General features: G+C 67.7%; 23 protein-coding genes. 7 read left to right on the forward strand and 16 right to left on the reverse strand.

The window, feature by feature from the left end; genetic code table 11:
- Nucleotides 1-67 precede the first annotated feature (67 nt).
- The 8 genes from BM345_RS07640 to BM345_RS07675 form a co-directional block, all read right to left on the reverse strand.
- Complete coding sequence (locus tag BM345_RS07640) at nt 68-814, reverse strand: transporter substrate-binding domain-containing protein (RefSeq protein ID WP_093377478.1); 747 nt, start codon at nt 812-814, stop codon at nt 68-70.
- A gap of 52 nt (nt 815-866) precedes the next feature.
- Nucleotides 867-1598 carry an IclR family transcriptional regulator gene (locus BM345_RS07645; RefSeq protein ID WP_093377480.1) on the reverse strand — a complete coding sequence of 244 codons (732 nt, stop codon included), beginning with the start codon at nt 1596-1598 and terminating at the stop codon, nt 867-869.
- Between the two features lie 119 nt (nt 1599-1717).
- The gene (gene hutU / locus BM345_RS07650) at nt 1718-3439 is read right to left on the reverse strand and encodes a urocanate hydratase (protein WP_093377483.1); all 1722 of its coding nucleotides are present in this window, start codon (nt 3437-3439) and stop codon (nt 1718-1720) included.
- Between the two features lie 3 nt (nt 3440-3442).
- On the reverse strand, nt 3443-4990 hold the full coding sequence (gene hutH, locus BM345_RS07655; protein ID WP_093377485.1) for a histidine ammonia-lyase: 1548 nt from the start codon (nt 4988-4990) through the stop codon (nt 3443-3445).
- Between the two features lie 60 nt (nt 4991-5050).
- Nucleotides 5051-5776, reverse strand: coding sequence for a histidine utilization repressor (hutC, locus tag BM345_RS07660; RefSeq protein WP_254789661.1), 726 nt, complete (start codon nt 5774-5776; stop codon nt 5051-5053).
- A 91-nt stretch (nt 5777-5867) separates the two neighbouring features.
- On the reverse strand, nt 5868-6650 hold the full coding sequence (locus BM345_RS07665; RefSeq protein ID WP_093377488.1) for an ABC transporter ATP-binding protein: 783 nt from the start codon (nt 6648-6650) through the stop codon (nt 5868-5870).
- Nucleotides 6647-7507, reverse strand: coding sequence for an ABC transporter permease (locus tag BM345_RS07670; RefSeq protein ID WP_093377490.1), 861 nt, complete (start codon nt 7505-7507; stop codon nt 6647-6649). Before BM345_RS07670 ends, BM345_RS07665 begins: the two co-directional genes overlap by 4 nt.
- A gap of 33 nt (nt 7508-7540) precedes the next feature.
- A complete protein-coding gene (locus BM345_RS07675) occupies nt 7541-8500 on the reverse strand; it encodes an ABC transporter substrate-binding protein (RefSeq protein ID WP_093377493.1) in 960 nt (319 codons plus the stop codon).
- 310 nt (nt 8501-8810) lie between these two features.
- Here BM345_RS07675 and recQ point away from each other — a divergent pair, with 310 nt between their 5' ends.
- Nucleotides 8811-10718 (forward strand): DNA helicase RecQ, encoded by a 1908-nt coding sequence (gene recQ / locus BM345_RS07680; protein ID WP_093377495.1) that lies wholly within the window; start codon nt 8811-8813, stop codon nt 10716-10718.
- 24 nt (nt 10719-10742) lie between these two features.
- Here recQ and BM345_RS07685 read toward each other — a convergent pair whose 3' ends face one another.
- From BM345_RS07685 to BM345_RS07710, 6 genes are all read right to left on the reverse strand, one after another.
- Nucleotides 10743-11864 carry a nucleoside hydrolase gene (locus BM345_RS07685; RefSeq protein WP_093378362.1) on the reverse strand — a complete coding sequence of 374 codons (1122 nt, stop codon included), beginning with the start codon at nt 11862-11864 and terminating at the stop codon, nt 10743-10745.
- Nucleotides 11865-11950: 86 nt separating this feature from the next.
- A complete protein-coding gene (locus BM345_RS07690) occupies nt 11951-13516 on the reverse strand; it encodes an AMP-binding protein (RefSeq protein ID WP_093377497.1) in 1566 nt (521 codons plus the stop codon).
- 114 nt (nt 13517-13630) lie between these two features.
- The gene (locus BM345_RS07695) at nt 13631-14062 is read right to left on the reverse strand and encodes an MAPEG family protein (RefSeq protein WP_175544935.1); all 432 of its coding nucleotides are present in this window, start codon (nt 14060-14062) and stop codon (nt 13631-13633) included.
- A gap of 10 nt (nt 14063-14072) precedes the next feature.
- Nucleotides 14073-14291 carry a DUF4287 domain-containing protein gene (locus tag BM345_RS07700; RefSeq protein ID WP_093377500.1) on the reverse strand — a complete coding sequence of 73 codons (219 nt, stop codon included), beginning with the start codon at nt 14289-14291 and terminating at the stop codon, nt 14073-14075.
- Nucleotides 14292-14353: 62 nt separating this feature from the next.
- On the reverse strand, nt 14354-15868 hold the full coding sequence (locus BM345_RS07705; protein WP_093377502.1) for a S41 family peptidase: 1515 nt from the start codon (nt 15866-15868) through the stop codon (nt 14354-14356).
- 52 nt (nt 15869-15920) lie between these two features.
- Nucleotides 15921-18245, reverse strand: coding sequence for an ATP-binding protein (locus BM345_RS07710; protein ID WP_093377505.1), 2325 nt, complete (start codon nt 18243-18245; stop codon nt 15921-15923).
- A gap of 188 nt (nt 18246-18433) precedes the next feature.
- Between BM345_RS07710 and BM345_RS07715 the strand changes: the two genes are divergently transcribed.
- The 3 genes from BM345_RS07715 to BM345_RS07720 all read left to right on the forward strand — a co-directional run bounded on the left by BM345_RS07715 (nt 18434) and on the right by BM345_RS07720 (nt 21904).
- Nucleotides 18434-19633 (forward strand): threonine ammonia-lyase, encoded by a 1200-nt coding sequence (locus BM345_RS07715; protein WP_093377507.1) that lies wholly within the window; start codon nt 18434-18436, stop codon nt 19631-19633.
- Between the two features lie 83 nt (nt 19634-19716).
- Nucleotides 19717-19869 (forward strand): hypothetical protein, encoded by a 153-nt coding sequence (locus tag BM345_RS30060; protein ID WP_175544936.1) that lies wholly within the window; start codon nt 19717-19719, stop codon nt 19867-19869.
- Between the two features lie 166 nt (nt 19870-20035).
- A complete protein-coding gene (locus BM345_RS07720) occupies nt 20036-21904 on the forward strand; it encodes a phosphoenolpyruvate carboxykinase (GTP) (protein ID WP_093377510.1) in 1869 nt (622 codons plus the stop codon).
- An 86-nt stretch (nt 21905-21990) separates the two neighbouring features.
- Here BM345_RS07720 and BM345_RS30065 read toward each other — a convergent pair whose 3' ends face one another.
- Nucleotides 21991-22524: a hypothetical protein gene (locus tag BM345_RS30065; protein ID WP_093377512.1), complete on the reverse strand. Its 534-nt coding sequence runs from the start codon at nt 22522-22524 to the stop codon at nt 21991-21993.
- 111 nt (nt 22525-22635) lie between these two features.
- On the opposite strand from BM345_RS30065, the gene BM345_RS07730 reads away from it, so the two are divergent.
- The 3 genes from BM345_RS07730 (at nt 22636) to BM345_RS07740 (ending at nt 25495) form a co-directional block, all read left to right on the forward strand.
- A complete protein-coding gene (locus BM345_RS07730) occupies nt 22636-23604 on the forward strand; it encodes a LysR family transcriptional regulator (protein ID WP_093377515.1) in 969 nt (322 codons plus the stop codon).
- 28 nt (nt 23605-23632) lie between these two features.
- Nucleotides 23633-24442 carry a glycine-rich domain-containing protein gene (locus BM345_RS07735; RefSeq protein ID WP_093377517.1) on the forward strand — a complete coding sequence of 270 codons (810 nt, stop codon included), beginning with the start codon at nt 23633-23635 and terminating at the stop codon, nt 24440-24442.
- A gap of 81 nt (nt 24443-24523) precedes the next feature.
- On the forward strand, nt 24524-25495 hold the full coding sequence (locus tag BM345_RS07740; RefSeq protein ID WP_093377520.1) for a Bug family tripartite tricarboxylate transporter substrate binding protein: 972 nt from the start codon (nt 24524-24526) through the stop codon (nt 25493-25495).
- A gap of 35 nt (nt 25496-25530) precedes the next feature.
- On the opposite strand, the gene BM345_RS30070 is transcribed toward BM345_RS07740, so the two are convergent.
- Nucleotides 25531-25698, reverse strand: a complete 168-nt coding sequence (locus tag BM345_RS30070) for a hypothetical protein (RefSeq protein ID WP_175544937.1) — start codon at nt 25696-25698, stop codon at nt 25531-25533.
- Nucleotides 25699-25785 lie beyond the last annotated feature (87 nt).

The raw sequence follows: 25785 nt of genomic DNA on the forward strand, positions 1-25785 counted from the left end.
GCCAGTCGCGCCAGCCTGCTGCGTGATGGAGTTCCACGCGCGCAGCGCGTGAAAGGCCGGGGGGTCATCATTGCTTGAACCACTTGCTCACGATCTGGGCGTAGGTGCCGTCGGCCTTGAGCTTCTCGATGGCGCCATTGACTGCCTTGGTCAGTTCGGGCGTGTCCTTGCGGATGGCCATGCCGTATTCCTCCGTGGTGAGCTGCTCGGGCAGCACCTTGAGCCCGCCACGCGTGCGCACGTACTGGTAGGCGGCAGGCTTGCCGGTGACAGCGGCGTCGGCACGGCCGATGTCCACCAGGTTGAACATCTCCTGGTTCTTCTCGACCTCCAACAGTTGCACCTGCGGGAACTTCTCCTTGGTGAAGGCCACCGACTTGGTGCCCACCTGAACGCTGACCTTCTTGCCGTTGATGTCGGCCGGCGCCTTGATGGCGGTGTTGCCATCCTTGACCATGACCACCAGGCCCCCCGCGTAGTAGGGCACGGTGAAGTCCACCACCTTCTTGCGCTCGTCGGTGATGTAGATGCCCGAGACGGCCATGTCGAAGCGCTTGGACACCAGGCCCGGCACCAGGCCCTTGAAGTCGATGTCTATCCACTCGATCTTGCGGCCCAGGGCCTTGCCGACGGCCTCGACCAACTCGACGTCGAAGCCGGTGCGCTTGCCGTTCTCGACGAACTCCATCGGCGGGAAGGTGGCATCGGTGGCAACGCGCAACGGCTCGCCTTGCTGTGCCTGCGCAGCACCGGCAAGACCGAGGAAGGCGAGGCCGGACAGTGCGGCGGCGACGAGGGTGCGACGGGTGGTCATGGGCTAAGGGTCTTCCTTGTGGGTGATTGAGAAGGGGAAAGAAGAAAGCGCGCTACTGCAGTGCGCGCGAGATGCGAGCCGCCGTGACGACGGTCATGTGGAGCAATGCAGCTTCCATGCCTTGGACGCGCGAGAGCGGCGCCATGAGCGTGATGGCGCCTCGCAGCCGGCGGCCGGTGCCGAGCAATGGCGCGCTCACGCCCCATACCCCGGCATCCACCTCGCCTTGCGTGATGGCATGGCCAGCGGCGCGGATGGCGTCGAGTTCGGCGGCACGCCTGGCGCGCAGCGTTGCACTCTCGCGCACGGCGTCGAGCAAGGCATCGCGTTGCTCGGCCGGCATGTGCGCAAGAAGGCACTTGGCGCTGGCACCGTCGCGCGCCGGCACGCTGCGGCCGCGGTCGAAGGAGCAGCGCAGGGACTGCTCGCTGTCGATCATCTCCAGGCACACCACGCGGTCGTTGACGGCAGTGACCAGGGCCACGCTTTCGTGCGACTGCTCGGCCAGCGCGCGCATGTCGGGGCGCGCCGCCATCACCAGGTCGGAGTTGCCATCGAAGCCGCTGGCCAACTGCACGCTGACCGGGCCGGGCGAGTAGCGCCCCTCGGCCTCCATCACGAAACCCCAGCGCCGCAAGGTGGCGATCTGCCGGTACAGCGTGCTCTGCGACAGACCGGTGGCCTCGAGCATCTCGGCTGCCGTCATCGCCGTGCGGCTTTGCGCGAGCACCGACAGCAAGTGCAGCGCACGGTCGTTGTGGGCGGCTTCGGGCGGGGGCGTCATCTGGGCGGTGGTTCGCGCGTCGGAAGGTGGGATTCGGCAGGCAGTATCTGGCCCGCCGTCCCGGTTTCCAAGCAATGATTCCCACTGGGTGGGAATCGCATCGCCTTTCTTCCTTGTTCCTACTTCAGCATGGGCAGGTTCAGGCCCTGCTTCTTCGCCGTGTCGATGGCGATGTCGTAGCCCGCATCGGCATGGCGCATGACGCCGGTGGCCGGGTCGTTCCACAGCACGCGCTCGATGCGCTTGGCGGCCGCGTCGGTGCCGTCGCACACGATCACCACGCCCGAATGCTGCGAATAGCCCATGCCCACGCCGCCGCCATGGTGCAGGCTGACCCACGTGGCGCCGCCGGCGGTGTTCAGCAGCGCGTTGAGCAGCGGCCAGTCGCTCACTGCGTCCGTGCCGTCCTTCATGGACTCGGTCTCGCGGTTGGGGCTGGCCACCGAGCCGGTGTCCAGGTGGTCGCGGCCGATGACGATGGGTGCCTTCAGCTCGCCGCTCTTCACCATTTCGTTGAAGGCCAGGCCGGCCTTGTGGCGCTCGCCCAGGCCCAGCCAGCAGATGCGCGCCGGCAGGCCCTGGAAGGCGATGCGCTCGCGCGCCATGTCCAGCCAGCGATGCGTGTGCTTGTTCTCGGGGAACAGCTCCTTGATCTTGGCGTCGGTCTTGTAGATGTCTTCCGGATCGCCCGACAGCGCCACCCAGCGGAACGGGCCCTTGCCCTCGCAGAACAGCGGGCGGATGTAGGCCGGCACGAAGCCGGGGAAATCGAAGGCGTTCTTCACGCCCTCGTCGAAGGCCACTTGGCGGATGTTGTTGCCGTAGTCCACCGTGGGGATGCCCATGGCCTGGAAGTCCAGCATGGCCTGCACGTGCACCGCGCAGGACTTCGCGGCGGCGGCCTTGAGCTCGGCGTGTTGCGCTTCGTCCTTCATCGCGGCCTGCCACTTGGTCACGCTCCAGCCCATGGGCAGGTAGCCGTTGATCAGGTCGTGCGCCGAAGTCTGGTCGGTCACCAGGTCGGGCTTGAGGCCACCGGCCTTCGCGCGCTTCACCAGTTCCGGCAGGATCTCGGCGGCATTGCCCAGCAGCGCGATCGACACGGCTTCCTTCGCATCGCAGTGCTGCTTGATCAACTCGAAGGCGTGGTCGATGTCGCGCGCCTGCTTGTCCACGTAGCGCGTGCGCAGGCGGAAGTCGATGCTGCTCTGCTGGCATTCGATGTTGAGCGATACGGCGCCCGCCAGCGTGGCGGCCAGCGGCTGCGCGCCACCCATGCCGCCCAGGCCGGCGGTGAGGATCCACTTGCCCGACAGGTCGTTGGCGTAGTGCTGGCGGCCCGCTTCGACGAAGGTCTCGAAGGTGCCCTGCACGATGCCCTGGCTGCCGATGTAGATCCAGCTGCCGGCGGTCATCTGGCCGTACATGAACAGGCCCTTGCGGTCCAGCTCGTTGAAGTGCTCCCAGTTGCCCCACTTGGGCACCAGGTTGGAGTTGGCGATGAGCACGCGCGGCGCGTTCTCGTGCGTCTTGAACACGCCCACCGGCTTGCCCGACTGGATCAAGAGCGACTCGTCGTCGTTCAGTTCCTTCAGCGTCGCCAGGATCTGGTCGTAGCAGGCCCAGTTGCGCGCCGCGCGGCCGATGCCGCCGTACACCACCAGGTCCTGCGGGCGCTCGGCCACCTCGGCGTCCAGGTTGTTCTGCAGCATGCGGAACGGTGCCTCGGTGAGCCAGCTCTTGCAGTTGAGCTGGCTGCCGCGCGGCGCGCGGATCACACGCGTGGGGTCGTGGCGCGGGTCGGCCATCTGGGCGATGAGCTTGTTGTCGGGTGCGTTCATGGGTCAGACCTCCGAGGTGTGGCTGGGCAGGATGTGGAGCAGGACGTCGGGCAGCTGGGCGTTCATGGCCCACTGCCGCATGGATTCGATGTCGGGTGCGAGGTAGCGGTCGCGCTCGACGAAGGCGACCTTCTGGCGGATGGCGGCGAACTCGGCTTCGACCAAGGGCGAGCTTTTCAGGCCGCGCTTGAGCTCGATGCCTTGCGCAGCCGCCATGGCCTCGATGCCGACGACCACCGCCGTGTTGCCCACCATGTCGCCCAGGCGGCGCGCCGCATAGGTGGCCATGGAGACATGGTCCTCCTGGTTGGCCGAGGTGGGCAGGCTGTCCACGCTGCCGGGGTGGGCCAGCGACTTGTTCTCCGAGGCGAGCGCCGCAGCTGTGACCTGCGCGATCATGAAGCCGGAATTGAGTCCACCGTCCTTCACCAGGAAAGGCGGCAGGCCCGACAGGCCCGTGTCCAGCAGCAGCGCGGTGCGGCGCTCCGAGATGGCGCCCACTTCGGAAACCGCCAGCGCGATGATGTCGGCAGCGAAGGCCACCGGCTCGGCGTGGAAGTTGCCGCCCGAGATCACCTCGCCCGTGTCGGTGAAGACCAGCGGGTTGTCCGATGCCGCATTCGCCTCGATCACCAGCACGCGCGCGGCATGCGAGAGGTTGTCCAGGCAGGCGCCCATCACTTGCGGAATGCAGCGCACCGAATACGGGTCCTGCACGCGGCCGCAGTCGGCATGCGAAGGCACGATCTCGCTGCCTTCGAGCAGCGTACGCACCGCGGCGGCCACGGCGATCTGGCCGGGCTGGCCGCGCGCGGCATGGATGCGCGCGTCGAAGGGCTTGATGGAACCCTGGATGGCTTCCAGCGAGAGCGCGCCGGACATCAGCGCCGCCGCGAACACGTTCTCGGCACCGAAGAGTCCAGCCAACGCCAGCGAGGTCGAGACCTGCGTACCGTTGAGCAGCGCCAGCCCTTCCTTGGGGCCGAGCACGAAGGGATCGAGGCCGATGAGCTTCATCGCCTGCGCACCGCTCACCTTTTCGCCTTGGGCCGTGAAAGCCTCGCCTTCGCCGATCAGCACGCAGGCCAGGTGCGCCAGCGGCGCCAGGTCGCCCGAGGCGCCCACCGAGCCCTTGCAGGGAATCGCCGGCGTGATGCCCGCGTTGAAGAGTTGCAGCAACGCATGCGCCAGCGCGGGCCGCACGCCCGAGTGGCCGCGCGCCAGGCTCACCGCCTTGGTGGCCAGCACCAGGCGCACCACGGCGGCATCGAGCGGCGCCCCGGTGCCAACGCTGTGCGAGAGCACGAGGTTGCGCTGCAGTTCTGCCAGGTGGTCGTTGCCGATGCGCGTGCTGGCCAGCTTGCCGAAGCCGGTGTTGATGCCGTAGACCACCTCGTCGTGATCGACGATGCGCTGCACCGCGGCCCGCGCGGCGTCCATGCCGGCGGCGGTGCTGTCGGCCAGCTTCAATGCGATGCCGCCCGCGTGGATGCGGCGCAGCAGGGCCAGGTCCACCTGGCCCGGGTTCAGTGTGACAGTCTTTGTGTTCATGGTTGTAAGTTGTCTATACAAGTAGTTTCGTGCGTACGCTGCGACGGATGTGCCGATTCGTCAGCCGAAGCTGGGGTTGCCGTCCGCGCGGAAGCGGCTGCCTAGCCGGTACCTGGAGGCAGGGTGCAGGCAGCGCACCAGCGTGACCGGCACGCTGCGCGACCAGGTGCGGCGCGTGAGCAGCAGGCAGGGCTCGGCCGCGGGCATGGCCAGGCGCTGCGCCTGCTCGGCGGTCGGCAGCACCGCATCGACCAGGTGCTCGATCTGGTCGAAGGGCACGCTCTTCACGAGGTACTCGCTGGGCGGCGTGACTTTCAGGTTCTGCTCCAGAAAGTCCGGCACCACGCGGGGGTTCACGTAGCGGTCTTCCAGCTGCACCGGCACGCCGTCTTCCAGGTGCAGGCACACGCTGTGGAACACCGACTCGCCTGCGCGCAGGTCCAGCCAGGCGGCCACGTCGGCAGACGCCGCCACGCGCTCGCCCGACACCAGGCGGTAGCCGTAGTCGTGGCCGCGCGCGCGGATCTCGCTGGCGATGTTGGCGATCTGCAGCAGCGTGGACTGCGGCTTGTCCTCCGCCACGAAGCTGCCGACGCCGGCCACGCGCACGACGCGGCCCTGCTCCACCAGCTCGCGCAGCGCGCGGTTGACCGTCATGCGCGAGATGCCGAACTGCGCGACCAGCTCGTGCTCCGACGGCAGGCGGTGCCCCGCGGGCCAGGAGCCGTCCTGGATGCGGCGGGTGATGTGTTCCTTGACCTGCTCGTACAGCGCGAGCGCGGGCATGGCCGGCGCGGGGGCGGCGGCTTTTGCGGTGGTGCGCTTGTGCGGCTGGACGGGGCGGGTCTTGGACATCATCGAGTTCTTCTTCTTCGCGTCAGTGTTCGGCGGCTGCCATGGATTCGGCGCGGATCTCTTCCGTGAGGCGTGCCTTCAGGTCCATGAATTCTGGCGAAGTCTTGATGGTGTAGTGGCGCGGGTGCGGCAGGTCCACCGCGATCTCGCTCTTGATGCGGCCCGGACGCGCACTGAACACCGCCACGCGATTGGCCATGAAGATGGCCTCGTCGATGTCGTGCGTGACGAAGAGCACCGTCTTGCGCTCGGCCTCCCAGATGCCCAGCAGCAGTTCCTGCATGAGCACGCGGGTCTGGTTGTCCAGCGCGCCGAAGGGCTCGTCCATGAGCAGCATCTTCGGGTCGTTGGCCAGCGCGCGGGCGATGGCGGTGCGCTGCTGCATGCCGCCCGAGAGCTGCTTGGGAAAGTGGTGCTCGAAGCCGCGCAGGCCCACCTTGGCGATGAAGTAGGCGGCGCGCTCCTTCTGCTGCGCTTCGCTCACGCCACGCTCGCGCAGGCCGAAGCGGATGTTCTGCTCGATGTTGAGCCAGGGGAACAGGGTGTAGCTCTGGAACACCATGCCGCGGTCGGCACCCGGGCCCTCGACGGCCTGCCCGTCCAGCAGCACCTGGCCACCGGTGGGGTAGTCCAGGCCGGCGACGATGCGCAGCAGCGTGGACTTGCCGCAGCCCGAGGGGCCGAGGATGGTGACGAAGTCGTTCTCGCGCACTTCGAAATCCACCGGCAGCAGGGCCTGGGTCTTCTGGCCGCGCGCGCCTTCGAAGGTGCGCGAGACGCCACGGATCGACAGTTGATTGTTCATAGCGATGCCCACGCGAAGAGACGCTTGTTGATCGCCTTGAAGACGAAGTCGGAGATCAGGCCGATGACGCCGATCACGATGATCCCGAAGATGATCTGGCCGGTGTTCAGCAGCGCCTGGCTGTCGGTGATCATGTGGCCGATGCCCGACGAAGAGCCGATCAGCTCGGCCACGATCACGTAGGTCCAGGCCCAGCCCAGCACCAGGCGCAGCGTCTCCGCGATGCCGGGCGCGGCACCTGGAATGAGCACGCGCCGCACGATGCCGCGGCTGTCGGCACCCAGGGTGTAGGCGGCCTCCACCAGGTCCTTGCGGGCGCTGCCCACGGTGACGGCCACCATCAGGATGATCTGGAACACCGAGCCAATGAAGATCACCAGCAGCTTCTGCGTCTCGCCGATGCCCGCCCACAGGATCAGCAGCGGAATGAAGGCCGAGGCCGGCAGGTAGCGGCAGAAGGAGACGAAGGGCTCCAGGAAGGCCTCGACGGGCTTGTACGCGCCCATCGCGATGCCCAGGGGCACGGCGACGACGGCCGCCAGGATGAAGCCGCCGAACACCCGCCAAACGGTCATGCCGATGTCGTGGATGAAGTTGAACTCGGTGAAGAGCAGCCAGGCTTCCTTCACCATGGTGGCGGGGCTGGCCAGGAAGGTGGGCGACACCAGCCCGCCCAGCGTGACTGCGCCCCACACGAGAACGAAGAGCACGAAGAAGGCAACGCCCAGCACCCAGCGGCTGCGCGGGCTCACGGGCTCCAGCGGGGCCCAGGCGCGCGAGCGGCGCGCGGGCTTGGCAGCAACGGCCGGCAGGGGTGCCGGCGCGGCTGCATTGCGGATCGGGGACGCGGCTTGCATCGTGCTCATCCTGTTGCGCTCTGTGCTGCTGCTTTACTTGATGAAAGAAGCGTCGAATGTCGCGTTCAGGTCATCGGGCGCCTTGCGGATCACACCGGCCTCCAGCAGGATCGGCACCGACTCCCTCATGAACTGCATCAGCTCGCCCGCGAAGAACTTCTGGTTGGCCGCCTTGTCCTGCCAGCGCAGGTACTTCGACGATTCCGCGAACTTCTCGCCCGGCTGCTTCACCGCGGCGCCCATGATCTCGTTGGACTTGGCCGGGTCGGCCTTGATCATCTCCAGCGCCTCGAAGTAGGAGTTGGCCAGTGCCTGCGCGGCCTTGGCATTGGCCTTGAGCCAGGTGGGCGCGCAACCCACGGTGTCCATCACCATCGGGTAATCCAGCGTGGTGGCCAGGATCTTGCCGGCGGTGGGGTTGGAACGCACCGTCGACAGGTAGGGCTCGTAGGTCATGGCGGCGTCGTTCTGGCCGGCCACGAAGGCCTGGGCGGCGGGCTGCGGCTCCAGCGAGACCAGTTTCACGTCCTTCAGGCTCATGCCGTTCTTGCTGAGCATCCAGGCCAGGCCGAAATAGGGTGCGGTGCCTGGGGCGCTCACGCCGATGGCCTTGCCCTTGAGGTCGGCGAAGCCCTTGACGTCGTTGCGCACGGCCAGGCCGTCGGCGCCGTAGGACTTGTCCATCTGGAAGATCTGCGTGATGGGCACGCCGTTGGCGTTCCAGGCCACGTGCGTCTCCACCGTGGTGGCCGCGCACTGGATGGCGCCGGAGGCCAGGGCCAGGTGGCGGTCCTTCTGCGGAATCATCTTCAGTTCCACGTCCAGGCCGTTCTTCTTGAAGATGCCGGCCTTGTCGGCCAGCGTGAGCGGCGCGAACCCGGTCCAGCCGGACATGCCCAGCGCGAGCTTGGTTTCTTGCGCCTGCGCCGCGCCGCTGGCGAGGAGGCCTGCAGCGACGACGGTGGCAACTTGGACGACGAGCTTCTTGACCATGGAGACTCCTGGAGGAACGACAAACGTTTTTGGAAAGTAGGCGAATTTTGTGCGGATGCCTGTGCCTGTCTATACAGGTCAAACCCTGACGAGGCCCATTTCGGTGCGTTTTCCTCGATGGTAGCGCACCAGAATGCTGTCTATACAGGTCAGACTATCCGGGCGATATTGCTTGCAAGGGTCGTGCCAGTTGCTCGAGGGCGCGCTCCAGAAGCAATTCAGTGACGCTTCTGGCGGCGGTCTCGGCGAGGCTGAGACAATTGGAGCCCATGCGCCGCTCCAGGCGCATGCCTACCCTTGTAGCCCACCCGTGTCCGCCCTCCCCCAGCCCGACTCCGCCACCGCCATCCTCACGCACCAGATCCTGCAGGAGGTCTTCGGCTATACGGACTTTCGCGGTCCACAGGCCGGCATCGTCGAGCACGTGGGCGACGGCGGCGACGCGCTGGTGCTGATGCCCACCGGCGGCGGCAAGTCGCTGTGCTACCAGATCCCCGCCATCGCGCGCCAACGCACCGGGCATGGCGTGACGGTGGTGGTGTCGCCGCTCATCGCGCTCATGCACGACCAGGTGGGCGCGCTGCACGAAGCGGGCGTGGATGCGGCCTTCCTCAACTCCACCCTGGACTGGAACGAGACGCTCGACGTCGAGCGCCGCGTCGCGCGCGCCGAGATCACCCTGGTGTACGCAGCGCCCGAGCGCGTGACCACGCCGCGCTTCCTTGAAATGCTCGACGGCCTGCATGCACGCGGCAAGCTGAGCCTGTTCGCCATCGACGAGGCGCATTGCGTGAGCCAGTGGGGCCACGACTTCCGCCCCGAGTACCGCGCCCTCACCGTGCTGCACGAGCGCTTCAGCAGCGTGCCGCGCATCGCGCTCACCGCCACGGCCGATGCACTCACCCGCGCCGACATCGTCGAGCGGCTGCAGCTGCAGGAGGCGCGGCAGTTCGTCAGCAGCTTCGACCGGCCCAACATCCGCTACACCATCGTCGAGAAGAAGGACGCCACCACGCAGCTGCTGCGCTTCATCGAACGCGAGCACGAAGGCGAATCGGGCGTGGTGTACTGCCAGTCGCGCAAGCGCGTGGAAGAGGTGGCGAAGTTGCTGATGGACGCGGGCATCAACGCACTGCCCTACCACGCCGGCCTGGATGCGGCCGTGCGCCAGAAGCACCAGGACCGGTTCCTGCGCGACGAAGAGAGCGCCATCGTGATGGTGGCCACCATCGCTTTCGGCATGGGCATCGACAAGCCCGACGTGCGCTTCGTGGCGCACCTGGACATGCCCAAGAACATCGAAGGCTACTACCAGGAGACCGGCCGCGCCGGCCGCGACGGCCTGGCGGCCGATGCCTGGATGGCCTACGGCTTGCAGGACGTGGTGAACCAGCGCCGCATGATCGACGAGAGCCCCGCCACCGAGGATTTCAAGCAGGTGATGCGCGGCAAGCTCGATGCGCTGCTGGCGCTGGCCGAGGCCATCGATTGCCGGCGGGTGCGGCTGCTGGGCTACTTCGGCGAGAAGAGCACGCCCTGCGGCAACTGCGACAACTGCTTGAATCCACCGCAGGTGTGGGACGGCACGGATGCGGCGCGCAAGCTTCTCTCCACCATCTACCGCGTGCAGCAGCAAAGCGGCATCAGCTTCGGCGCCGGGCACATCATGGACATCCTGCGCGGCAAGAGCACCGAGAAGACCAAGCAGTACGGGCACGAGCGCCTCTCCACCTTCGGCCTGGGCGCGGAGTTCAGCGAGCCGCAGTTGCGTGGCGTGCTGCGCCAGCTCATCGCCACCGGCGCGCTGAGCGTGGATGCGCAGGCTTTCAACACGCTGCAGCTCACCGAAGCTTCGCGCGGCGTGCTGCGTGGCGAGGTGTCGGTGCAGCTGCGCGAGTCGGTCTCGCAGCCGGCATCGTCGCGCAGCGGTTCACGCAAGCGCAGCGGCAGCGGCGGCAGCAGTTCCAAGCCGGCTGCGGCGGCCGCCACGCTGGACGCCCACGGGCAGAAGCGCTTCGAGGCGCTCAAGGCCTGGCGCGCCGAGGTGGCGAAGGAGCACAACCTGCCGGCCTACGTGATCTTCCACGACGCCACGCTCGCCGCCATCGCCGAGCGCGCGCCGGCCACGCTGGACGACCTGCATGGCATCAGCGGCATCGGCGAGAAGAAGCTGCAGGCCTACGGCACCGAGGTGCTGCGGGTGTGCGCCGCCTTCTGAGCTCGACGCCGGCCCGGTGCCGTCTCAGCCTGCCGGCGGCAGCGCGACCGGCACCGGGCGCGTGAGCAGGTCCACGTACAGGTCCAGGAAGCGCGCGTTGTCGAAGCGCTTGACCACCTTCATCTTCTGCAGCTTCACGCCTTCGGGTGGCTGCGCGTAGCCGACCGAGCGGCCGTTCTGCGGATCGCCGGGTTTGGCGATCACGTCCACGTACTCCTCGTCGACCTGGGTGGCATAGCTGGGGTCGAGCAGGTAGGCGATGACCAGCGTGTCCCAGATGTTGCTGGTGTAGTTCGGGTCGCGGGCGAAGCGCCGGCTGAACCACTCCTGCGCATAGACGCGCGTCACGGCCGTGGGCGGGCTGGCCAGCGCGATGCGCTCGAAGGTGGCCTTGTTGAGCTGCACGGTGTTGGTCACGTCAAGCGGCACTACCACCTGCGGGATGGGCTGGCGCAGCACGAACTGCGCCGCCTCGGGGTCGAACCACCAGTTGAATTCCGCCGCCTTGGTGGTGTTGCCGGGCACGTGCACGGCACCGCCCATGTAGATGATCTGCTGGATGAGCGGCACGATCTCCGGGCTCTGGCGAATGGCGAGCGCGATGTTGGTCAGCGGGCCAACGGCCAGGAGGGTGATCTCGTGCGGATGGGCCTTGATGGTCTGGACGATGAAATCCACGGCACCCGTGGGTTGGACCTGGGTGCGCGTCGCAAAACCGTCCGGCGGACGCACCAGGTCAGCCGCGGACCTGGGCTCGGGCGTCTTCCACGCGCCCAGGTAGCCATCACCTCCCGCACCGGCCTTCAGCTCGGCCTGGATGGTGACGTAGTCATGGTTGAGCGGCAGGTTCGCGCCTGCATACACGCCGATGCGATCGCCAGCGCCCAGGCGCTCCATCGACATCAGCGCCTCGGCCACGCCTTGCTGCAGCCACTTGTTGCCCGAGACCACGGTGATGCCCATGACCTGCAGACGGCCCTGCGCCTGCAGCTGCACCGCCATGGCGCCCAGCTGGCCGTCGTCGCTCATGGTGTTGTAGTCGCTGTCGATGATGACCTTGGGTCCGCCCTGCGCCCGGCGCACACCGGCGCAGGCCGCGAGCGCGGCGGCAGACGCGGCCGACAGGAGCCAGGCTCTTCTCTTCATGTTGTGCATCTCCCTCGTGCTGCTTGCAGGATTTCGGTGCGCGCATTGTCACGCACCGATCACGGGGAGTCGTCGGCAGGGGGCGTTCAGACGATGCGGCTGGCGTGCCCCTGCCAGTAGGCGTCGCGCAGGTGCCGCTTGTAGAGCTTGCCGGTGGGCAGGCGCGGCAGCTGCCCGGTGAAGTCGATGGAGCGCGGGCACTTGATGTGCGCCAGGTGCTCGCGGCAGAAGCCGATCAGCTCCGCCTCCAGTTCCGGCGTGTGCGCGATGCCCGGCAGGGGCTGCACCACGGCCTTCACCTCCTCGCCCAGGTCGGCGTTGGGAATGCCGAACACCGCCGCGTCCGCCACCTTGGGATGCGTGATGAGCAGGTTCTCGCATTCCTGCGGGTAGATGTTCATGCCGCCCGAGATGATCATGAAGGTGGAGCGGTCGGTGAGGTGCAGGAAGCCGTCCTCGTCGAGGTAGCCCATGTCGCCCACCGTGGTCATGGTGCCGTCGGGCGAACGCGTGAGCGCGGTGCGCTCGGGGTCGTTGAAATACACGAAGGGCGAACCGGTCTTGAACCAGATCTCGCCGCTCTCGCCCTTGGGCACGGGCTGCATCTGCTCGTCGACGATGTGGATGTCGCCCAGCAGCACGCGGCCCACCGTGCCACGGTGCGCCAGCCACTCCTGGCTGTCGCAGGCGGTGAAGCCCAGGCCCTCGGTGGCGCCGTAGTACTCGTGGATGATCGGGCCCCACCAGTCGATCATCTGCTCCTTGATCTGCACCGGGCATGGCGCGGCGGCATGGATGACGATCTTCAGGCTGGAGGTGTCCGCCTTCGCGCGCTCCTCCGGCTCCAGCTTGAGCATGCGCGTGAACATGGTGGGCACCAACTGCGTGTGCGTGATGCGGTGCCTGGGCAGCAGCGCCAGGTAGTGCTGAGGATCGAAGTGCTCCATGATCACCGCCGTGCCGCCATTGCGGATGACCAGCGACACGTTGGCCAGCGGTGCCGAGTGGTACAGGGGCGCGGGCGAGAGGTACATCATCCCCTCCTCGCACTGCCACAGCTTGTTCAGGAAATGGAAGAGCGGCAGCGGCTCGCCGGGCGGGTTCTCCGGCAGGGGCCGCAGCACGCCCTTGGGGCGGCCGGTGGTGCCCGAGGAATAGAGCATGGCGGTGCCCAGCCACTCGTCGTCCACGGGCGTGTCCGCAAAGGCCGCCACGGCTTCATCGAAGTCGACCAGGCGCGCGGCGCCCGCATGCGCCTCGCCATCGAAGCCACCTGCCACCAGGCACAGCGTCACCTTGGGACACTCGGCCAGCGCCTGCCTCGCCACGGGCAGCTTCGCGATCGAGGTGATGAGCACCTGCGCCTCGCTGTTGTTGATGACGTAGGCCAGTTCCTCGTGCGCGAGGTAGGCGTTGATGCAGGTGTAGTACAGGCCGGTGCGCTCGCCCGCCACGCAGGACTCGATGAAGTGGCGGTTGTTCTCCATGAACACCGCGTAGTGGTCCAGGCGCTTGAGGCCCCGGGCCCGCAGCAGGTGCGCCAGCCGGTTGCTGCGCGCCTCCAGCTGCGCATAGCTCAGGGATTCGCCGCTGGTCGCCATGATGAAGGCGGGGCGGTCGGCATGCTGCTGCGCGTACTTGCCTGGGTACATGGCAGGTCTCCGGATGCTGCGGATGGGTGCTGCATTGTCCCGATTCGGCCCGCGCCGCCACGGCGGGTTTCTACCGGCGACTCCTGGCCGCCGTCATGGCAAAAGACGGAAGCCTCAGGGCCGGTGCGCCAGCATCTGAACCATGAACGCCGCCCACAACCCGGCCAGCAGCACCAGCCCCAAACCATAGGCCGTGAAGCGGTGCAGCACCCGGTTGTAGCTGCAGTGGATGGCGCTGTGCACGTAGCGCAGCAGCACGAAGCACCACGATCCCGCCACCAGCCAATCCGGCACCGGCGCCGTGGCCAGGGCCACGGCGACCAGCGTGTAGAACAGCACCGGCAACTCGAACAGGTTCCTGAAGTTGTCCGCGGCCTGCACCCTGTCCAGGCGCGACGCCACCTTCAGCGAGTCGGCGGCGGCCTGCGGATGGATGCGCTTGGCGCGCATCTCGTCCACGCGCACGGCGAACAGCCGCAGGCCGACGATGGCGACCAGCAGCACCATCGCGGCGCAGGCCGCGACCAGGTGCTGGGCGTTGCTCATCGTCCGCTCATCAGCCGGTCTTGCCGCCGGCCAGGTGGTGAGCCACCAGCGCGTTCGCGTGGCCATGGCCCATGCCGTGCTCGTCCTTCAGCCGCGCCACCATCTCCATGTGCTTGAGGCCCTTCATGCTGCCCAGCAGGCCCAGCCAGTGGGCGATGGGCTGGCCGTACTTCTTCTCGATGGAGGGGAAGTACGAGGCGGGTCCTTTCACTTTTTCTGCATCAGCCATGTCGCGGTTGTCTCCATGCGGTCGTTGTCGATCGAAGCGGAGGCCGACTTTAGAGCACGCGCTCAGGTCTGCGGCTGCATCAGCGGATCGATGCGCTTGATCTCGCGCATCGGATCGCGCCGCAGGTAGGGCGCTTCCACCAGCGTGCCGCCGGCCTTCTGCGAACCCGAGCCCGAGCCGGACGCCGCGGGGCAGGTGCCGCCGGCCCGCAGGTTCAGCGCCGCCGCCAGCCGCGCTTCCTGCGGATCGCCCAGCGCATGCTCGAAGTCGTCGGCCACAGCGCACTTGGGTGCCATGCCGTCGCCGTAGTCACCGAAGCCCTGCGCGTTCACCCCCTGGAAGTTGATGGCGAAATAGGTGGTGCCGCAGTTGCCTTGGGCGAAGAAGCCATAGGGCTTGCCGCAGGTGGTGTTGCCCACCAGGTCGACCTGCACGCCGACACCGCGCAGGCCGTTCACCACCGATTCGCTGGCCGAGCAGGTGTCGGGGCCGCTCAGCACCGTGACCTTGTTCAGTCCCAGGAAGGGCAGCGGCTGGCCGGCCGCCGTCGAATAGCCCAGCGCGGTGGACTGGAAGGGGTAGGTGGACTGCGCCGCGCTCATGCCGTAGGGGTTCTTGTGGTTGGTGACCAGGCGCTCGAAAGTCTTGCCTTGCGTGACGACCGGGCCGGCCACCATGTAGGCCAGTTCGCTGGCGACGCCCAGCAGGCCGCCGCCGTTGTAGCGCATGTCCAGCACCAGGTCGGTGACGCCCAGGGTCTTCAGTTGCTGGAAGGCCGCGACCAGTTGCGATTCAGCCAGCTCGGTGTGGTCGTTGAACTGCAGGTAGCCCACCGTGCTGCCGGCCACCGGCAGCGCCTTCACGTTCATCACCGGCGGCGTGCTGACCGACGCGGCGGTGAGCGTCACGCCGCGCGTGCCGCTGGCCGCGCTGGAGGCGACCATGCTGTGCACCTCGCCGGCGCGCTGCGGTGCCAGGGCGGCGTTGAGCGTCGTGGCGGAACCGGCGGCCACGTCCGCACCGTCGAGCGTCAGCAGCCGGTCGCCACGCGCCAGGCCGGCGAGCGCGGCCGGGCCACCCGGCGTGACGAAGGCCACGCGCACCTCGCGCGGCGGAGCGCTGCGCAGCACCGCCACCTCCATGCCGTAGCCGATGGTGGTCGAATCCGAAACGAAGGACTGGTAGGAGGCGGTGTCCTGCGTGAAGTGGAAGCGGTCCTTGGGCTGGCCCGACGCGGTCTTCGACGGCGTCTTCAGGTCCGCGAAATAGGCCTGGGGCGTGCCGTAGTCGGAAGCCTTCAGATCCGCGGGCACTTCGTCGTACCAGAGGTAGGTGTCGTCGATCCAGGCTCGCACCCACGACTTCTCGGTGTCGAGGCTGCCGGCGCGGTCTGTGAAGGCCCGGCCGGTGGCGGGATCGAGGCCACTGCGCGGGTTGGCGCAGAGACCGGCAACGCTGGCGGCCGAGGCGCCGCCCGAAGGGTTGAGGGGCGAGTTGTCGCTCCCACCGCCCCCGCCGCAGGCGGCGAGCACTGCGCTGGTCAGGGCAATGGAAAGAACACGGCAGGCGGATTTCATGGCCGGGCAGCGTAACAGCCCGCGCCCCGGGCGGTCGTTGCGCCGGCGCGACTCAGTGCATGAAGCCCATGCCGCGCGATTCCCGCACCTCGGGCTTCACGCGGTGCTCGGCCTCGAGCTGGTCCATGAATTCATCGGCCGAGAACTCTGCCGCGAGGATGTCGGTCTGCCGCTTCACCGCGGCGAAGTCGCCGGGGCAAAGCTGATCGAGCCGCGCCAGGCGCGTGCGCAACTCGGCGCCCATCTGCTGCGTGTCCCCCGCCAGGGCTTCGTTGACGAACATGCGCTCGCGCTGCGAGCCGGTGAGCGGCATGAATTTGATCTTGAAGGTGAAGCGGCGCAGCGCTGCCTGGTCGATGCGGTCCAGCAGGTTGGTGGTGCACACGAACACGCCGTTGAAATGCTCCATGCCCTGCAGCATCTCGTTGACCTCGGTCACCTCGTAGGTGCGCTGGGCGCCGCGCCGGTCCTGCAGGAAGCTGTCGGCCTCGTCCAGCAGCAGCACGGCCTTCTCGGCCTCGGCCTCGCGGAACATGGCGGCCATGTTCTGCTCGGTCTCGCCGACGTACTTGCTCATCAGGTCGCTGGCCTGCTTGACCAGCAAGGGCCGGCCGATGGCGCGCGCGATGTGCTCTGCCAATGCGGTCTTGCCGGTACCCGGTGGGCCGTAGAAGCACAGGGTGCCGTGGCCGCGCGCCTTGAGCGCGGTCACGACGCGCGGCACCTCGAAGCGCGTCTCCACGTTCAACATGTCCAGGTCGTAGGTGGTCACGCTTTGGCGCATGCCGCGCTCCTGCGCGAGATTGCCCAGCGCCTGGTCGGCATTGCGCAGCTGGCGCTCGATGAGGCTCTCGACCGAGGCCTCGCCCACTTGCGCCAGCCCTGCGAAGCGCACCGCGGTGCGGATCTGCGCCGGCGTGAGCCCCTTGCGCTCGGCCAGCTTGGCGGCGAAGGCGTCGGACACCGGCACGCCTTCCAGCGTCTTGCGCACCAGCTGCTCGCGCGCGCCGGGCGGCGGCGACTTCAATTCCAGGTGATATGCGAAGCGCCGGCGGAAGGCCGGATCGATCTGCTCGATGCGATTGGTGACCCACAGCGTGGGCACCGCGTTGGATTCGAGGATCTGGTTGACCCAGGCCTTGCCGCTCACGCTGCCGCTGGGTGCGGCGGCGATCTGCTCGGCGCGGGCCATGTACTGCGCGGCCTCGGTGCTGATGGGCGGGAAGACGTCTTCCACCTCGTCGAACAGCAAGGCCGCCTGCGCGCTGCCCTTGAGGAAGACCTGCGCGATCTGCAGCGAGCGATAGCGGTCGCGGCCACTGAGCGAGTTGCCGTCGCGGTCCGCGTATTCGACCTCGAACAGCTCCAGCCCCGCGGCCTGCGCCACCACCTTGGCCAGCTCGGTCTTGCCGGTGCCGGGCGGGCCGTACATCAGCACGTTCACGCCCGGCTCCTTGCGCGCCACGGCGGCGCGCAGCAGGGCGATGAGCATGTCCGCGTCCTCGCGAACGAAGGCGAAGTCCTCCACGCCCAGCGTGGACTTGGCCGAGGGCCGGGTGAACACCGCCATCAGCTCGTTGTGGTCGCGGTATTCGCGCATCAGCACCGGCGGCAGCTTCTCGCTGACCTTCATCAGGTCGGCCAGGTCGGTGATGTTGTGCTCGGAGATGAGGTTCTCCACCAGCCCGATGCGCTCCAGCCGCGAACCGGCGCGCAGCGCCTCGCCCACGTCGGTGGCGCTGACGCCGGCCACCTCGGCGATGGCGGCATAGGCCTCGGGCGCGTTGTTGACCTTGAACTCCACCAGCAGCGAGCGCAGGTCGCGCTGGTAGCGCGCGAGCGTCCCGTACAGCAGCAGCGCGCGCTCGGCCTTGTTGAGCTGCAAGAGGCCCGCCAGCGCATCGATGTTCTTTTCCACCAGCGTGGACTGCTTGCGCAGCGCGTGCGTGAGCCAGTCTCGCGTGACCGAGAGCACCGACAACAGGTCCTTGGGCTGGTCCTTGGCGTATTCGTCCAGGTAGAAGAAGAGCGTGCCTTCCTCATAAGGGCCGCGCCACACGCCGTGGCGCTCCAGCAGGGTGCGCGGCTCATAGCCCTCCACGCCGCTCCACACCTCGTTGCCCACGCAGCGGCGCGAGAGGAATTCACGCAGGCGCATCAGCACCGGCGCGGGCCACACCAGGTGGCGGCCGGTGAGCGAGAGCAGTCCGTTGAGGTCGCGACGCACGTTGAAGCGCGGGCCCTGCTTGGCCGCCAGGGTCAGCACGAAGTGCGAGCACATCAGTTCGAGCACCGGCGCCTCGCGCAGGCCAGGCGAGGGCAGCGACTGCGCCCGCGTGGCACCTGCGATGGGGTCGATCCCGGCGCGCCTGACCATGTTGAACTGCCTCCTCTCGATTGAGACGGCGCCGCATGGGCGCCAGTGGGTCGTATTGAGCGCGACCATAGCGCAGGTTTTTGGCTTCGTGAAGAGTTCGCCAGCGGATTAACCCTAGCGATCGCGCCGAAGCTGCTCCATTGCTGCGACACCGCCACCGCAGCAGTGCATTGCCGCCACAATCCCGCATGGTTTCCATCGAAGACATCCGCCTGGCGCAGGCGCGCATCGGCGGGCAGCTGCTGGCCACGCCCTTTCTCGAATCGCGCACGCTGTCGCAGATCGTGGGGGCGCAGGTCTTCCTCAAGTTCGAGAACCTGCAGTTCACCGCCTCTTTCAAGGAACGCGGCGCCTGCAACATGCTGATGCAACTGGCCCAGCAAGGGGTGCGCGGCGTGATTGCAATGTCGGCCGGCAACCATGCCCAGGGCGTGGCCTATCACGCGCAGCGGCTGGGGCTGGCGGCCACCATCGTCATGCCGCGCTTCACGCCGGCAGTGAAGATCGAGCGCACACGCAGCTTCGGTGCCGAGGTGGTGCTGCACGGCGACACCCTGGATGCCGCACGCGAGCACGCCTTCGAACTCGCGAAAAGCCGCGGCCTGAGCTTCGTGCATCCCTACGACGACGACGCCATCATCGCCGGCCAGGGCACCCTGGCGCTGGAGATGCTGGAAGAAGTCCCCGACCTCGACGCACTCGTGGTCGCGGTCGGCGGCGGGGGCCTGCTGGCCGGCATGGCCGTCGCGGCGCGCGCGATGGCGCCGACCCTGGAGATCGTGGGCGTGCAGACCACGCGCTTTCCGGCCATGTTCAACGCGGTCAAGAAGACGGCCCACGAGCCGGGCAGCAGCACCATTGCCGAAGGCATCGCGGTGGGCACGCCGGGCGTGCGCACGCTGGAAATCATCTCCGGCCTCGTCGACGACATGCTGCTGGTGGACGAGGGCGACATCGAGCAGGCGGTGCTGATGCTGCTGGAGATCGAAAAAACCCTGGTAGAAGGCGCCGGTGCCGCCGGACTGGCCGCGCTCCTGCGCCACCCCGACCGTTTTCGAGGCAAGCGGGTGGGGCTGGTGCTATCGGGCGGCAACATCGACCCGCTGCTCCTGGGCGCCATCATCGAGCGCGGCATGGTGCGGGCCGGCCGGCTCGCCCGGCTGCGCGTGAGCGCCCGCGACGTGCCGGGCATACTGGCCCGCATCACGGCGGTCGTGGCCGAAGCGGGCGCCAACATCGACGAGGTCCACCACCAGCGGGCCTTCACCATGCTGGCGGCGCAGAACGTGGAGATCGAGCTGGTGCTGCAGACCCGCGGACGCGAGCACCTGGCCTCGGTGCTTGCTGCCCTACGCCAAGCCGGGTTCCAGACTGACGGGGAAGCCTGAGGGCCTATATCGCTTGCCCTGAGTCCGCGCCAGGGAGCGCCGGGTAAAATCGTGTTCAGTCGAGACACTTCAGGATCAGAGCAATGTCCCACCCCGCTCCCGCCGATCACGGCCACGCTGCCGGCGTCGAACAAGACACCGTCGAATCGATCGTCCCCTTGATGCCCATCGTGCTGCCCCTGTGCGGCGGAGTGCTGATGCTGCTGCTGGCCTCCATCGCCATCTACCTGGCCTGACGCAGCGCCCCCAACGGCGCCCCCTGAACAGAGGGGCGCCATTTTTTTCTGCGTTCGGCACACTGAAAAAACCCGACAGGAAAGACGTTTTCTCAAACGACACTCGCCGCCCCGCGCGTTCCGAGACTCGTTCGAAAAGACCGTTTTTCAACTTAGGAGTTTTTCGATGAACGCACCCGTGATGAAGGGCCTGACCATTCAGGCGCCCTCGTATGTGAAGAATGCCCGGCTCATTGCCTGGGTGGCCGACATGGCGGCGCTGTGCAAGCCTGAGCGCGTGGAATGGTGCGACGGCAGCCAGGAGGAATACGACCGCCTTTGCCAACTGCTGGTCGACGGCGGCACCTTCAAGAAGCTCGACCCGGCCAAGCGCCCCAACTCCTTCCTCGCCAACTCCGACCCGAGCGACGTCGCCCGCGTGGAAGACCGCACCTTCATCTGCTCCGAGAAGAAGGAAGACGCCGGCCCGACCAACAACTGGGTCGCCCCGGCCGAGATGCGTGCCACCCTGCAGCCCCTGTTCGACGGCTGCATGAAGGGCCGCACCATGTACGTGGTGCCCTTCTCCATGGGGCCGCTGGGCTCGCCCATCGCGCACATCGGCATCGAGCTGTCCGACAGCCCTTACGTGGCGGTCAACATGAAGATCATGACCCGCATGGGCAAGGCGGTGTACGAGGTGCTGGGCACCGACGGCGAGTTCGTGCCCTGCGTGCACACCGTGGGCGCCCCGCTGGCCGCCGGCCAGAAGGACGTCAGCTGGCCCTGCAACAAGACCAAGTACATCGTCCACTACCCCGAGACGCGCGAGATTTGGAGCTACGGCTCGGGCTACGGCGGCAACGCGCTGCTGGGCAAGAAGTGCTTCGCGCTGCGAATCGCCTCGACCATGGGCCGCGACGAAGGCTGGCTGGCCGAGCACATGCTGATCCTGGGCGTGACCTCGCCCGAAGGCAAGAAATACCACGTGGCCGCCGCCTTCCCCTCGGCCTGCGGCAAGACCAACTTCTCGATGCTCGTGCCCCCAGCCGGCTTCGAGGGCTGGAAGGTCACCACCATCGGCGACGACATCGCCTGGATCAAGCCCGGCAAGGATGGCCGCATGTACGCCATCAACCCCGAGGCCGGCTACTTCGGCGTGGCCCCCGGCACCAACCTCAAGACCAATCCCAACTGCCTGCAGAGCCTGGACCGCGACGTGATCTTCACGAACGTGGCCCTGACCGACGACGGCGACGTGTGGTGGGAAGGCCTGGAAGACGACGTGCCCGGCAAGAAGCTGCCCGAGCACCTGATCGACTGGCAGGGCAACGACTGGACGCCGGCCATCGCCAAGGAAAAGGGCACCAAGGCCGCGCACCCGAACTCGCGCTTCACCGTGGCCGCCACCAACAACCCGGCGCTGGACCCGGCCTGGGACGACCCGGCCGGCGTGCCCATCGATGCCTTCATCTTCGGTGGCCGCCGCTCGACCACCGTGCCGCTGGTGACCGAGGGCCGCAACTGGACCGAAGGCGTCTACATGGCCGCCACCATGGGCTCCGAGACCACCGCCGCCATCGTGGGCCAGGTGGGCGTGGTGCGCCGCGACCCCTTCGCCATGCTGGCCTTCGCCGGCTACAACATGGCGGACTACATCCAGCACTGGCTGGACCTGGGCAAGAAGCTGGAGGCCTCGGGCACCAGGCAGCCGCGCATCTACACCACCAACTGGTTCCGCAAGGGCGCCGACGGCAAGTTCGTCTGGCCCGGCTACGGCGAGAACATGCGCGTTCTCAAGTGGATCATCGACCGCATCGAAGGCAAGGCCCAGGGCACGGACCACGTGTTCGGCGTGAGCCCCACCTATGAAGAGCTCAACTGGACCGGCCTGGACTTCAGCGCCGAGCAGTTCAAGAGCGTCTCCAGCATCGACAAGGCCGCCTGGGCGGCCGAGCTGAAGCTGCACGCCGAGCTCTTCGAGCAGCTCAAGGACCACCTGCCCAAGGAAATGCCGGAAACCAAGGACGCCATCGAGCGTCGCCTGGCCGCCTGACCGGCCTTGATCGACCTGCAGCCGCCCCGGCTGCAGGCAAAAAAAGCCGCCCTTGTGGGGCGGCTTTTTAATTGGCGCTGATTGGCTCAGTAGTAGTAGGCCATGCGCACGCGGCGCGTGGATTCGTACAGGCTGGGCAGCTCGGCGGCCAGCTTGCGCTGGGCGGCGACGGCAGCCGGCGCGGCTTCCGGGTTGGCCGACTCGTAGCGGGTGATGGCGGCTTGCAGCTCGTGCATCACGCGGGGGTCGAAGGCAGCGTAGGCCATGAACTGCGCGTCGGCGCGGGCGTTGGCGCGGCGCTCGGCGGCACGTTCCCAGGCGGCGGTCAGGCGGGCACCCAGCGGAAGCAGGGCATTCACACCCACCGACACGGCGACGAAGAACAGGGCGGAGATCACGGCCCACATGGCCAGCATCTCGCCGTCCTGCAGGTTGGCGGCCATGCGGTCCACCACCACCAGGATGGCGCCGACGACGGCGGCCAGCAGCAGGGCGGCCATGCCGCGCGCACCGTTCAGGCGGCCGCGAGCCATGCGCAGTTGGGAAACGACGGCCTCGGCGCGGGCGACGCCGGGGTGTTCGGTAGGTTGTTCGACGTGAACGAAGCTGTTGGTGGTCATGATGTTTTTCTCTCTCTCGATGTACGGCTTGTGGCCTGATGGGATGAATATTAGGGTTCTCCCTGATGTTTAGCAACTTTATCTTTGTGATGCTCGTCATTCACCACGCTTATGTCTGTCAACTTTCGCACGCTTGATCTCAACCTGCTGCGCGTCTTCGACGAGGTCATGGCCGAGCGCAACCTCACCCGGGCGGCGCGCAACCTGTCGATCACCCAGCCGGCGGTCAGCAACGCCCTGCGCCGCCTGCGTGATCTGCTGGGCGATGAACTGGTGCGCCGGGCCGGCAGCGGCGTGGAGCCCACGCCCCGCGCCCTGGCCCTGTGGCCGACGGTGCGCGAGGCCTTGCGCCAGCTGCAGCACACGCTGGCGCCCAGTGCCTTCGATCCGGGGCTGGCCCGGACGACCTTCGTGCTGGCCATGGCCGACGCCACCGCGGCCGAACTGATGCCGGGCCTGGTCCGCATCGGCGAGGCCGAGGCGCCGGGCATCTCGGTGCGCACGGTGCCGCTCACCACCCGCGACCCCCGGCCGCTGCTGGAAGAAGAAGCGGCCGACATGGCCATCGGCTACTTCCCGGCGCTGATGGCCAGCCTCACCGCGGCCGCCCAGTCGGGCGAGGCGCTGCCTTTCGAGTCCCAGCGCCTCTATGTCAGCCAGTACGTGTGCGCCATGCGGCACGACCACCCTCTGGCCCAGGTGCCGCTCACGCTGGACGAGTACTGCGCTGCGCGCCACCTGCTGGTGAGCTTCTCCGGCCGGCCCTTCGGCTTCGTCGACCAGACCCTGGGCGCGCTCGGGCGCGAGCGGCGCATCGTGGCCACGGTCAACCAGTTCTTCACCGCCGGCCGGGTGGTGGCCAGCTCCGACCTGCTGACGGTGCTGCCGCGGCACTTCATCGGCGTCACGGGCTTCCGGGAGCAGCTGGTGCTGCGCGACCTGCCCTTCGAACAGCCGCTGATGCACGTGGATGCGGTCTGGCACCGCCGCGCCCAGTACGGCCATGCCCACGAGTGGCTGCGCGAGGCGCTGGTGCGTTCGGCCGAAATGGCCTTCCCCCGCCCTGCCCGGCCGGACTGACCCGGCGCGCCCAACCCTGCTCACCGACATGGCCCACATTCCCAGCTTCGACCAGCTTCCCTTCCGGCGCCGCATCCAGGCGCTGCGGTGGGTGCGCATCCTCTGGTGGCCGCTGGTCCTGCTCATCGCCTGGGGCCTGCGCGCGCGGCTGGGCGGTGCGGTGCTGGCCCTGCTCTTCTTCGGCGTGGTGGGCTGGGCGGCGCTGTCGGGCTGGCTGGCCAGCCTGCGCCGGCAGTTCCTGCGCGAGGCGCAGCTGCCGTCCTTCCTCGCCGACAAGGTCCGCGAGGCCTATCCGCAGCTTCGGCCGCGCGACGCCGACCTGGTGCTGCACGGGCTGCGCCAGTTCTTCCTGGCCCATTCGCGCAGCAAGCACCAGTTCGTCGCCATGCCCTCGAAAATCGCGGACGCGGCCTGGCACGAGTTCATCCTGCACACGCGCGGCTATGCGCGCTGGTGCGACATCGCCTTCGGCCGCCTGCTGCACCACACGCCGGCCGAGGTGCTGGGCAAGAGCGCCAGGCGCAACGACGGCCTGCGGCGTAGCTGGTACTGGGCCTGCAAGGAAGAGAGCATCGACCCGCGCAAGCCCTCGCGCCTGCCGCTGCTCTTCGCGCTGGATGCCAAGTTCGCCGTGGCCGGCGGCTTTGCCTACGTGGCCGACTGCAGCGCTATCGACAAGGCGGCACGCTCGGACGTCTACTGCGGCAGCAGCTTCGGCAACGAGGGCGGTGGTGGAGGCGGTGGCTGCGGGGGCGACGCGCAGGGCTTCGGCGGCAGCGAGTCCTCGGGCGATGGCGGTGGCGACGGAGACGGCGGCTCGGGCTGTGGCGGCGACTGAGGGAGCGCTGCATCACGGACAGCCGGGCCGCGGCGCGCTTCGTGCTTGAAGCAAAACGTCCACAAACCTAATCTTTCAGACATGACCAAGCTCACCCGCCGCGGCGCCATCTGCGCCCTCGGGGCTGGCGCCGCCAGCCTTGCCTTGCCAGCCTTCGCCGCCTGGCCCGAGCGCCCGATCAAGATCATCGTGAGCTTCCCGGCCGGCGGCGCCAGCGACATCGTCGCCCGCGTGCTGGGCGAGCAGCTCGCGCGCAAGCTGGGGCAGCCGGTGGTGATCGACAACCGGCCCGGCGCCGGCGGCAGCGTGGGCGGGCTGGCGGTGGTGGGAGCGCCGGCCGACGGCTACACGCTGCTGATGGCCAATTCGACGCCGCTGTCCATCGGCCCCTTCGCGCTGGACAAGCAGCCCTACGACCCGGTGGAAGGCTTCACCCACATCGCGATGGTCGGCACGGCGCCTTGCGTGGTCATGGCCAACCCGCAGACTCCGATCAAGACCATGGCAGACATCGAGAAGCAGGCCAAGGCCACCGGCCGGCTGGATTTCGGCTCGGGCGGACCGGCCTCCATCGGTCACATCTATGGCGAGCTGATGCGCAAGGACATGAAGGCCGAGCTGGTGCACGTGCCCTATCGCGGCGGCGCGCCCATGACCACCGACCTGATCGCCGGCACCATTCCGCTGGGCATCGATGTGCTGACGGCCTTCGTGCCGTACTTCAAGGCGGGTCAGATCCGGCCGATCGCGGTCACGTCCAAGACGCGCTCTGCGCTGGTGCCGGACGTTCCGACGGTGGAGGAAGCGGGTTACCCGAAGCTGGTGCTGGAGAACTTCTTCGGCCTGTCGGGCCCGGCAAAGCTGCCGGCCGACGTGGTGGCACGGCTGAACACGGCCACCAACGAGGTGCTGCAGGACGCAGACTTCAAGAAGAAGATGGCGGAGCTGGGCATTGCCACCCTGGCGACCAGTGCGGCCGGCTTCACATCATTCGTGCGCGAACAGGTCACGCAGCTGGCCCCGGTCGTGAAGGGCTCCGGGGTCAAGCTCTAGCCAGCGTCAGTAGGCGCTGACTTCTACCACAACGCTCAGCGGACGACGCTAAGCCAGGCGCTGGCGGCAGCGCGCAGTTCCTGGGCGTGGCGGGCGTCGTAGCCGGCCATGCCGTCGGCTGCTTCCATCAGCGCCGAAGCGTGGCTGGGCTGGGCAGCGGAGGAACGGAAGAAATTCACCACTTGGGCGATCAAGCTAAGCATGATGTTGCGGGTCCTTGAGACCACGCCTCTGAGTTGTCGATGGGTCTACTTTAAGGGTTTTCCCTAGCCCTTGCTTGCCAAGGTTAT

The organism is Variovorax sp. OV329, from assembly GCF_900114785.1.
GTDB lineage: Bacteria > Pseudomonadota > Gammaproteobacteria > Burkholderiales > Burkholderiaceae_C > Variovorax.

Bases quoted from the DNA above. Each gene is read 5' to 3' on its own strand.
- BM345_RS07640 (WP_093377478.1), bottom strand. From the start codon at position 814: ATGACCACCCGTCGCACCCTCGTCGCCGCCGCACTGTCCGGCCTCGCC.
- BM345_RS07645 (WP_093377480.1), bottom strand. From the start codon at position 1,598: ATGACGCCCCCGCCCGAAGCCGCCCACAACGACCGTGCGCTGCACTTG.
- hutU (WP_093377483.1), bottom strand. From the start codon at position 3,439: ATGAACGCACCCGACAACAAGCTCATCGCCCAGATGGCCGACCCGCGC.
- hutH (WP_093377485.1), bottom strand. From the start codon at position 4,990: ATGAACACAAAGACTGTCACACTGAACCCGGGCCAGGTGGACCTGGCC.
- hutC (WP_254789661.1), bottom strand. From the start codon at position 5,776: ATGCCCGCGCTCGCGCTGTACGAGCAGGTCAAGGAACACATCACCCGC.
- BM345_RS07665 (WP_093377488.1), bottom strand. From the start codon at position 6,650: ATGAACAATCAACTGTCGATCCGTGGCGTCTCGCGCACCTTCGAAGGC.
- BM345_RS07670 (WP_093377490.1), bottom strand. From the start codon at position 7,507: ATGCAAGCCGCGTCCCCGATCCGCAATGCAGCCGCGCCGGCACCCCTG.
- BM345_RS07675 (WP_093377493.1), bottom strand. From the start codon at position 8,500: ATGGTCAAGAAGCTCGTCGTCCAAGTTGCCACCGTCGTCGCTGCAGGC.
- BM345_RS07685 (WP_093378362.1), bottom strand. From the start codon at position 11,864: ATGAAGAGAAGAGCCTGGCTCCTGTCGGCCGCGTCTGCCGCCGCGCTC.
- BM345_RS07690 (WP_093377497.1), bottom strand. From the start codon at position 13,516: ATGTACCCAGGCAAGTACGCGCAGCAGCATGCCGACCGCCCCGCCTTC.
- BM345_RS07695 (WP_175544935.1), bottom strand. From the start codon at position 14,062: ATGAGCAACGCCCAGCACCTGGTCGCGGCCTGCGCCGCGATGGTGCTG.
- BM345_RS07700 (WP_093377500.1), bottom strand. From the start codon at position 14,291: ATGGCTGATGCAGAAAAAGTGAAAGGACCCGCCTCGTACTTCCCCTCC.
- BM345_RS07705 (WP_093377502.1), bottom strand. From the start codon at position 15,868: ATGAAATCCGCCTGCCGTGTTCTTTCCATTGCCCTGACCAGCGCAGTG.
- BM345_RS07710 (WP_093377505.1), bottom strand. From the start codon at position 18,245: ATGGTCAGGCGCGCCGGGATCGACCCCATCGCAGGTGCCACGCGGGCG.
- BM345_RS07715 (WP_093377507.1), top strand. From the start codon at position 18,434: ATGGTTTCCATCGAAGACATCCGCCTGGCGCAGGCGCGCATCGGCGGG.
- BM345_RS30060 (WP_175544936.1), top strand. From the start codon at position 19,717: ATGTCCCACCCCGCTCCCGCCGATCACGGCCACGCTGCCGGCGTCGAA.
- BM345_RS07720 (WP_093377510.1), top strand. From the start codon at position 20,036: ATGAACGCACCCGTGATGAAGGGCCTGACCATTCAGGCGCCCTCGTAT.
- BM345_RS30065 (WP_093377512.1), bottom strand. From the start codon at position 22,524: ATGACCACCAACAGCTTCGTTCACGTCGAACAACCTACCGAACACCCC.
- BM345_RS07730 (WP_093377515.1), top strand. From the start codon at position 22,636: ATGTCTGTCAACTTTCGCACGCTTGATCTCAACCTGCTGCGCGTCTTC.
- BM345_RS07735 (WP_093377517.1), top strand. From the start codon at position 23,633: ATGGCCCACATTCCCAGCTTCGACCAGCTTCCCTTCCGGCGCCGCATC.
- BM345_RS07740 (WP_093377520.1), top strand. From the start codon at position 24,524: ATGACCAAGCTCACCCGCCGCGGCGCCATCTGCGCCCTCGGGGCTGGC.
- BM345_RS30070 (WP_175544937.1), bottom strand. From the start codon at position 25,698: ATGCTTAGCTTGATCGCCCAAGTGGTGAATTTCTTCCGTTCCTCCGCT.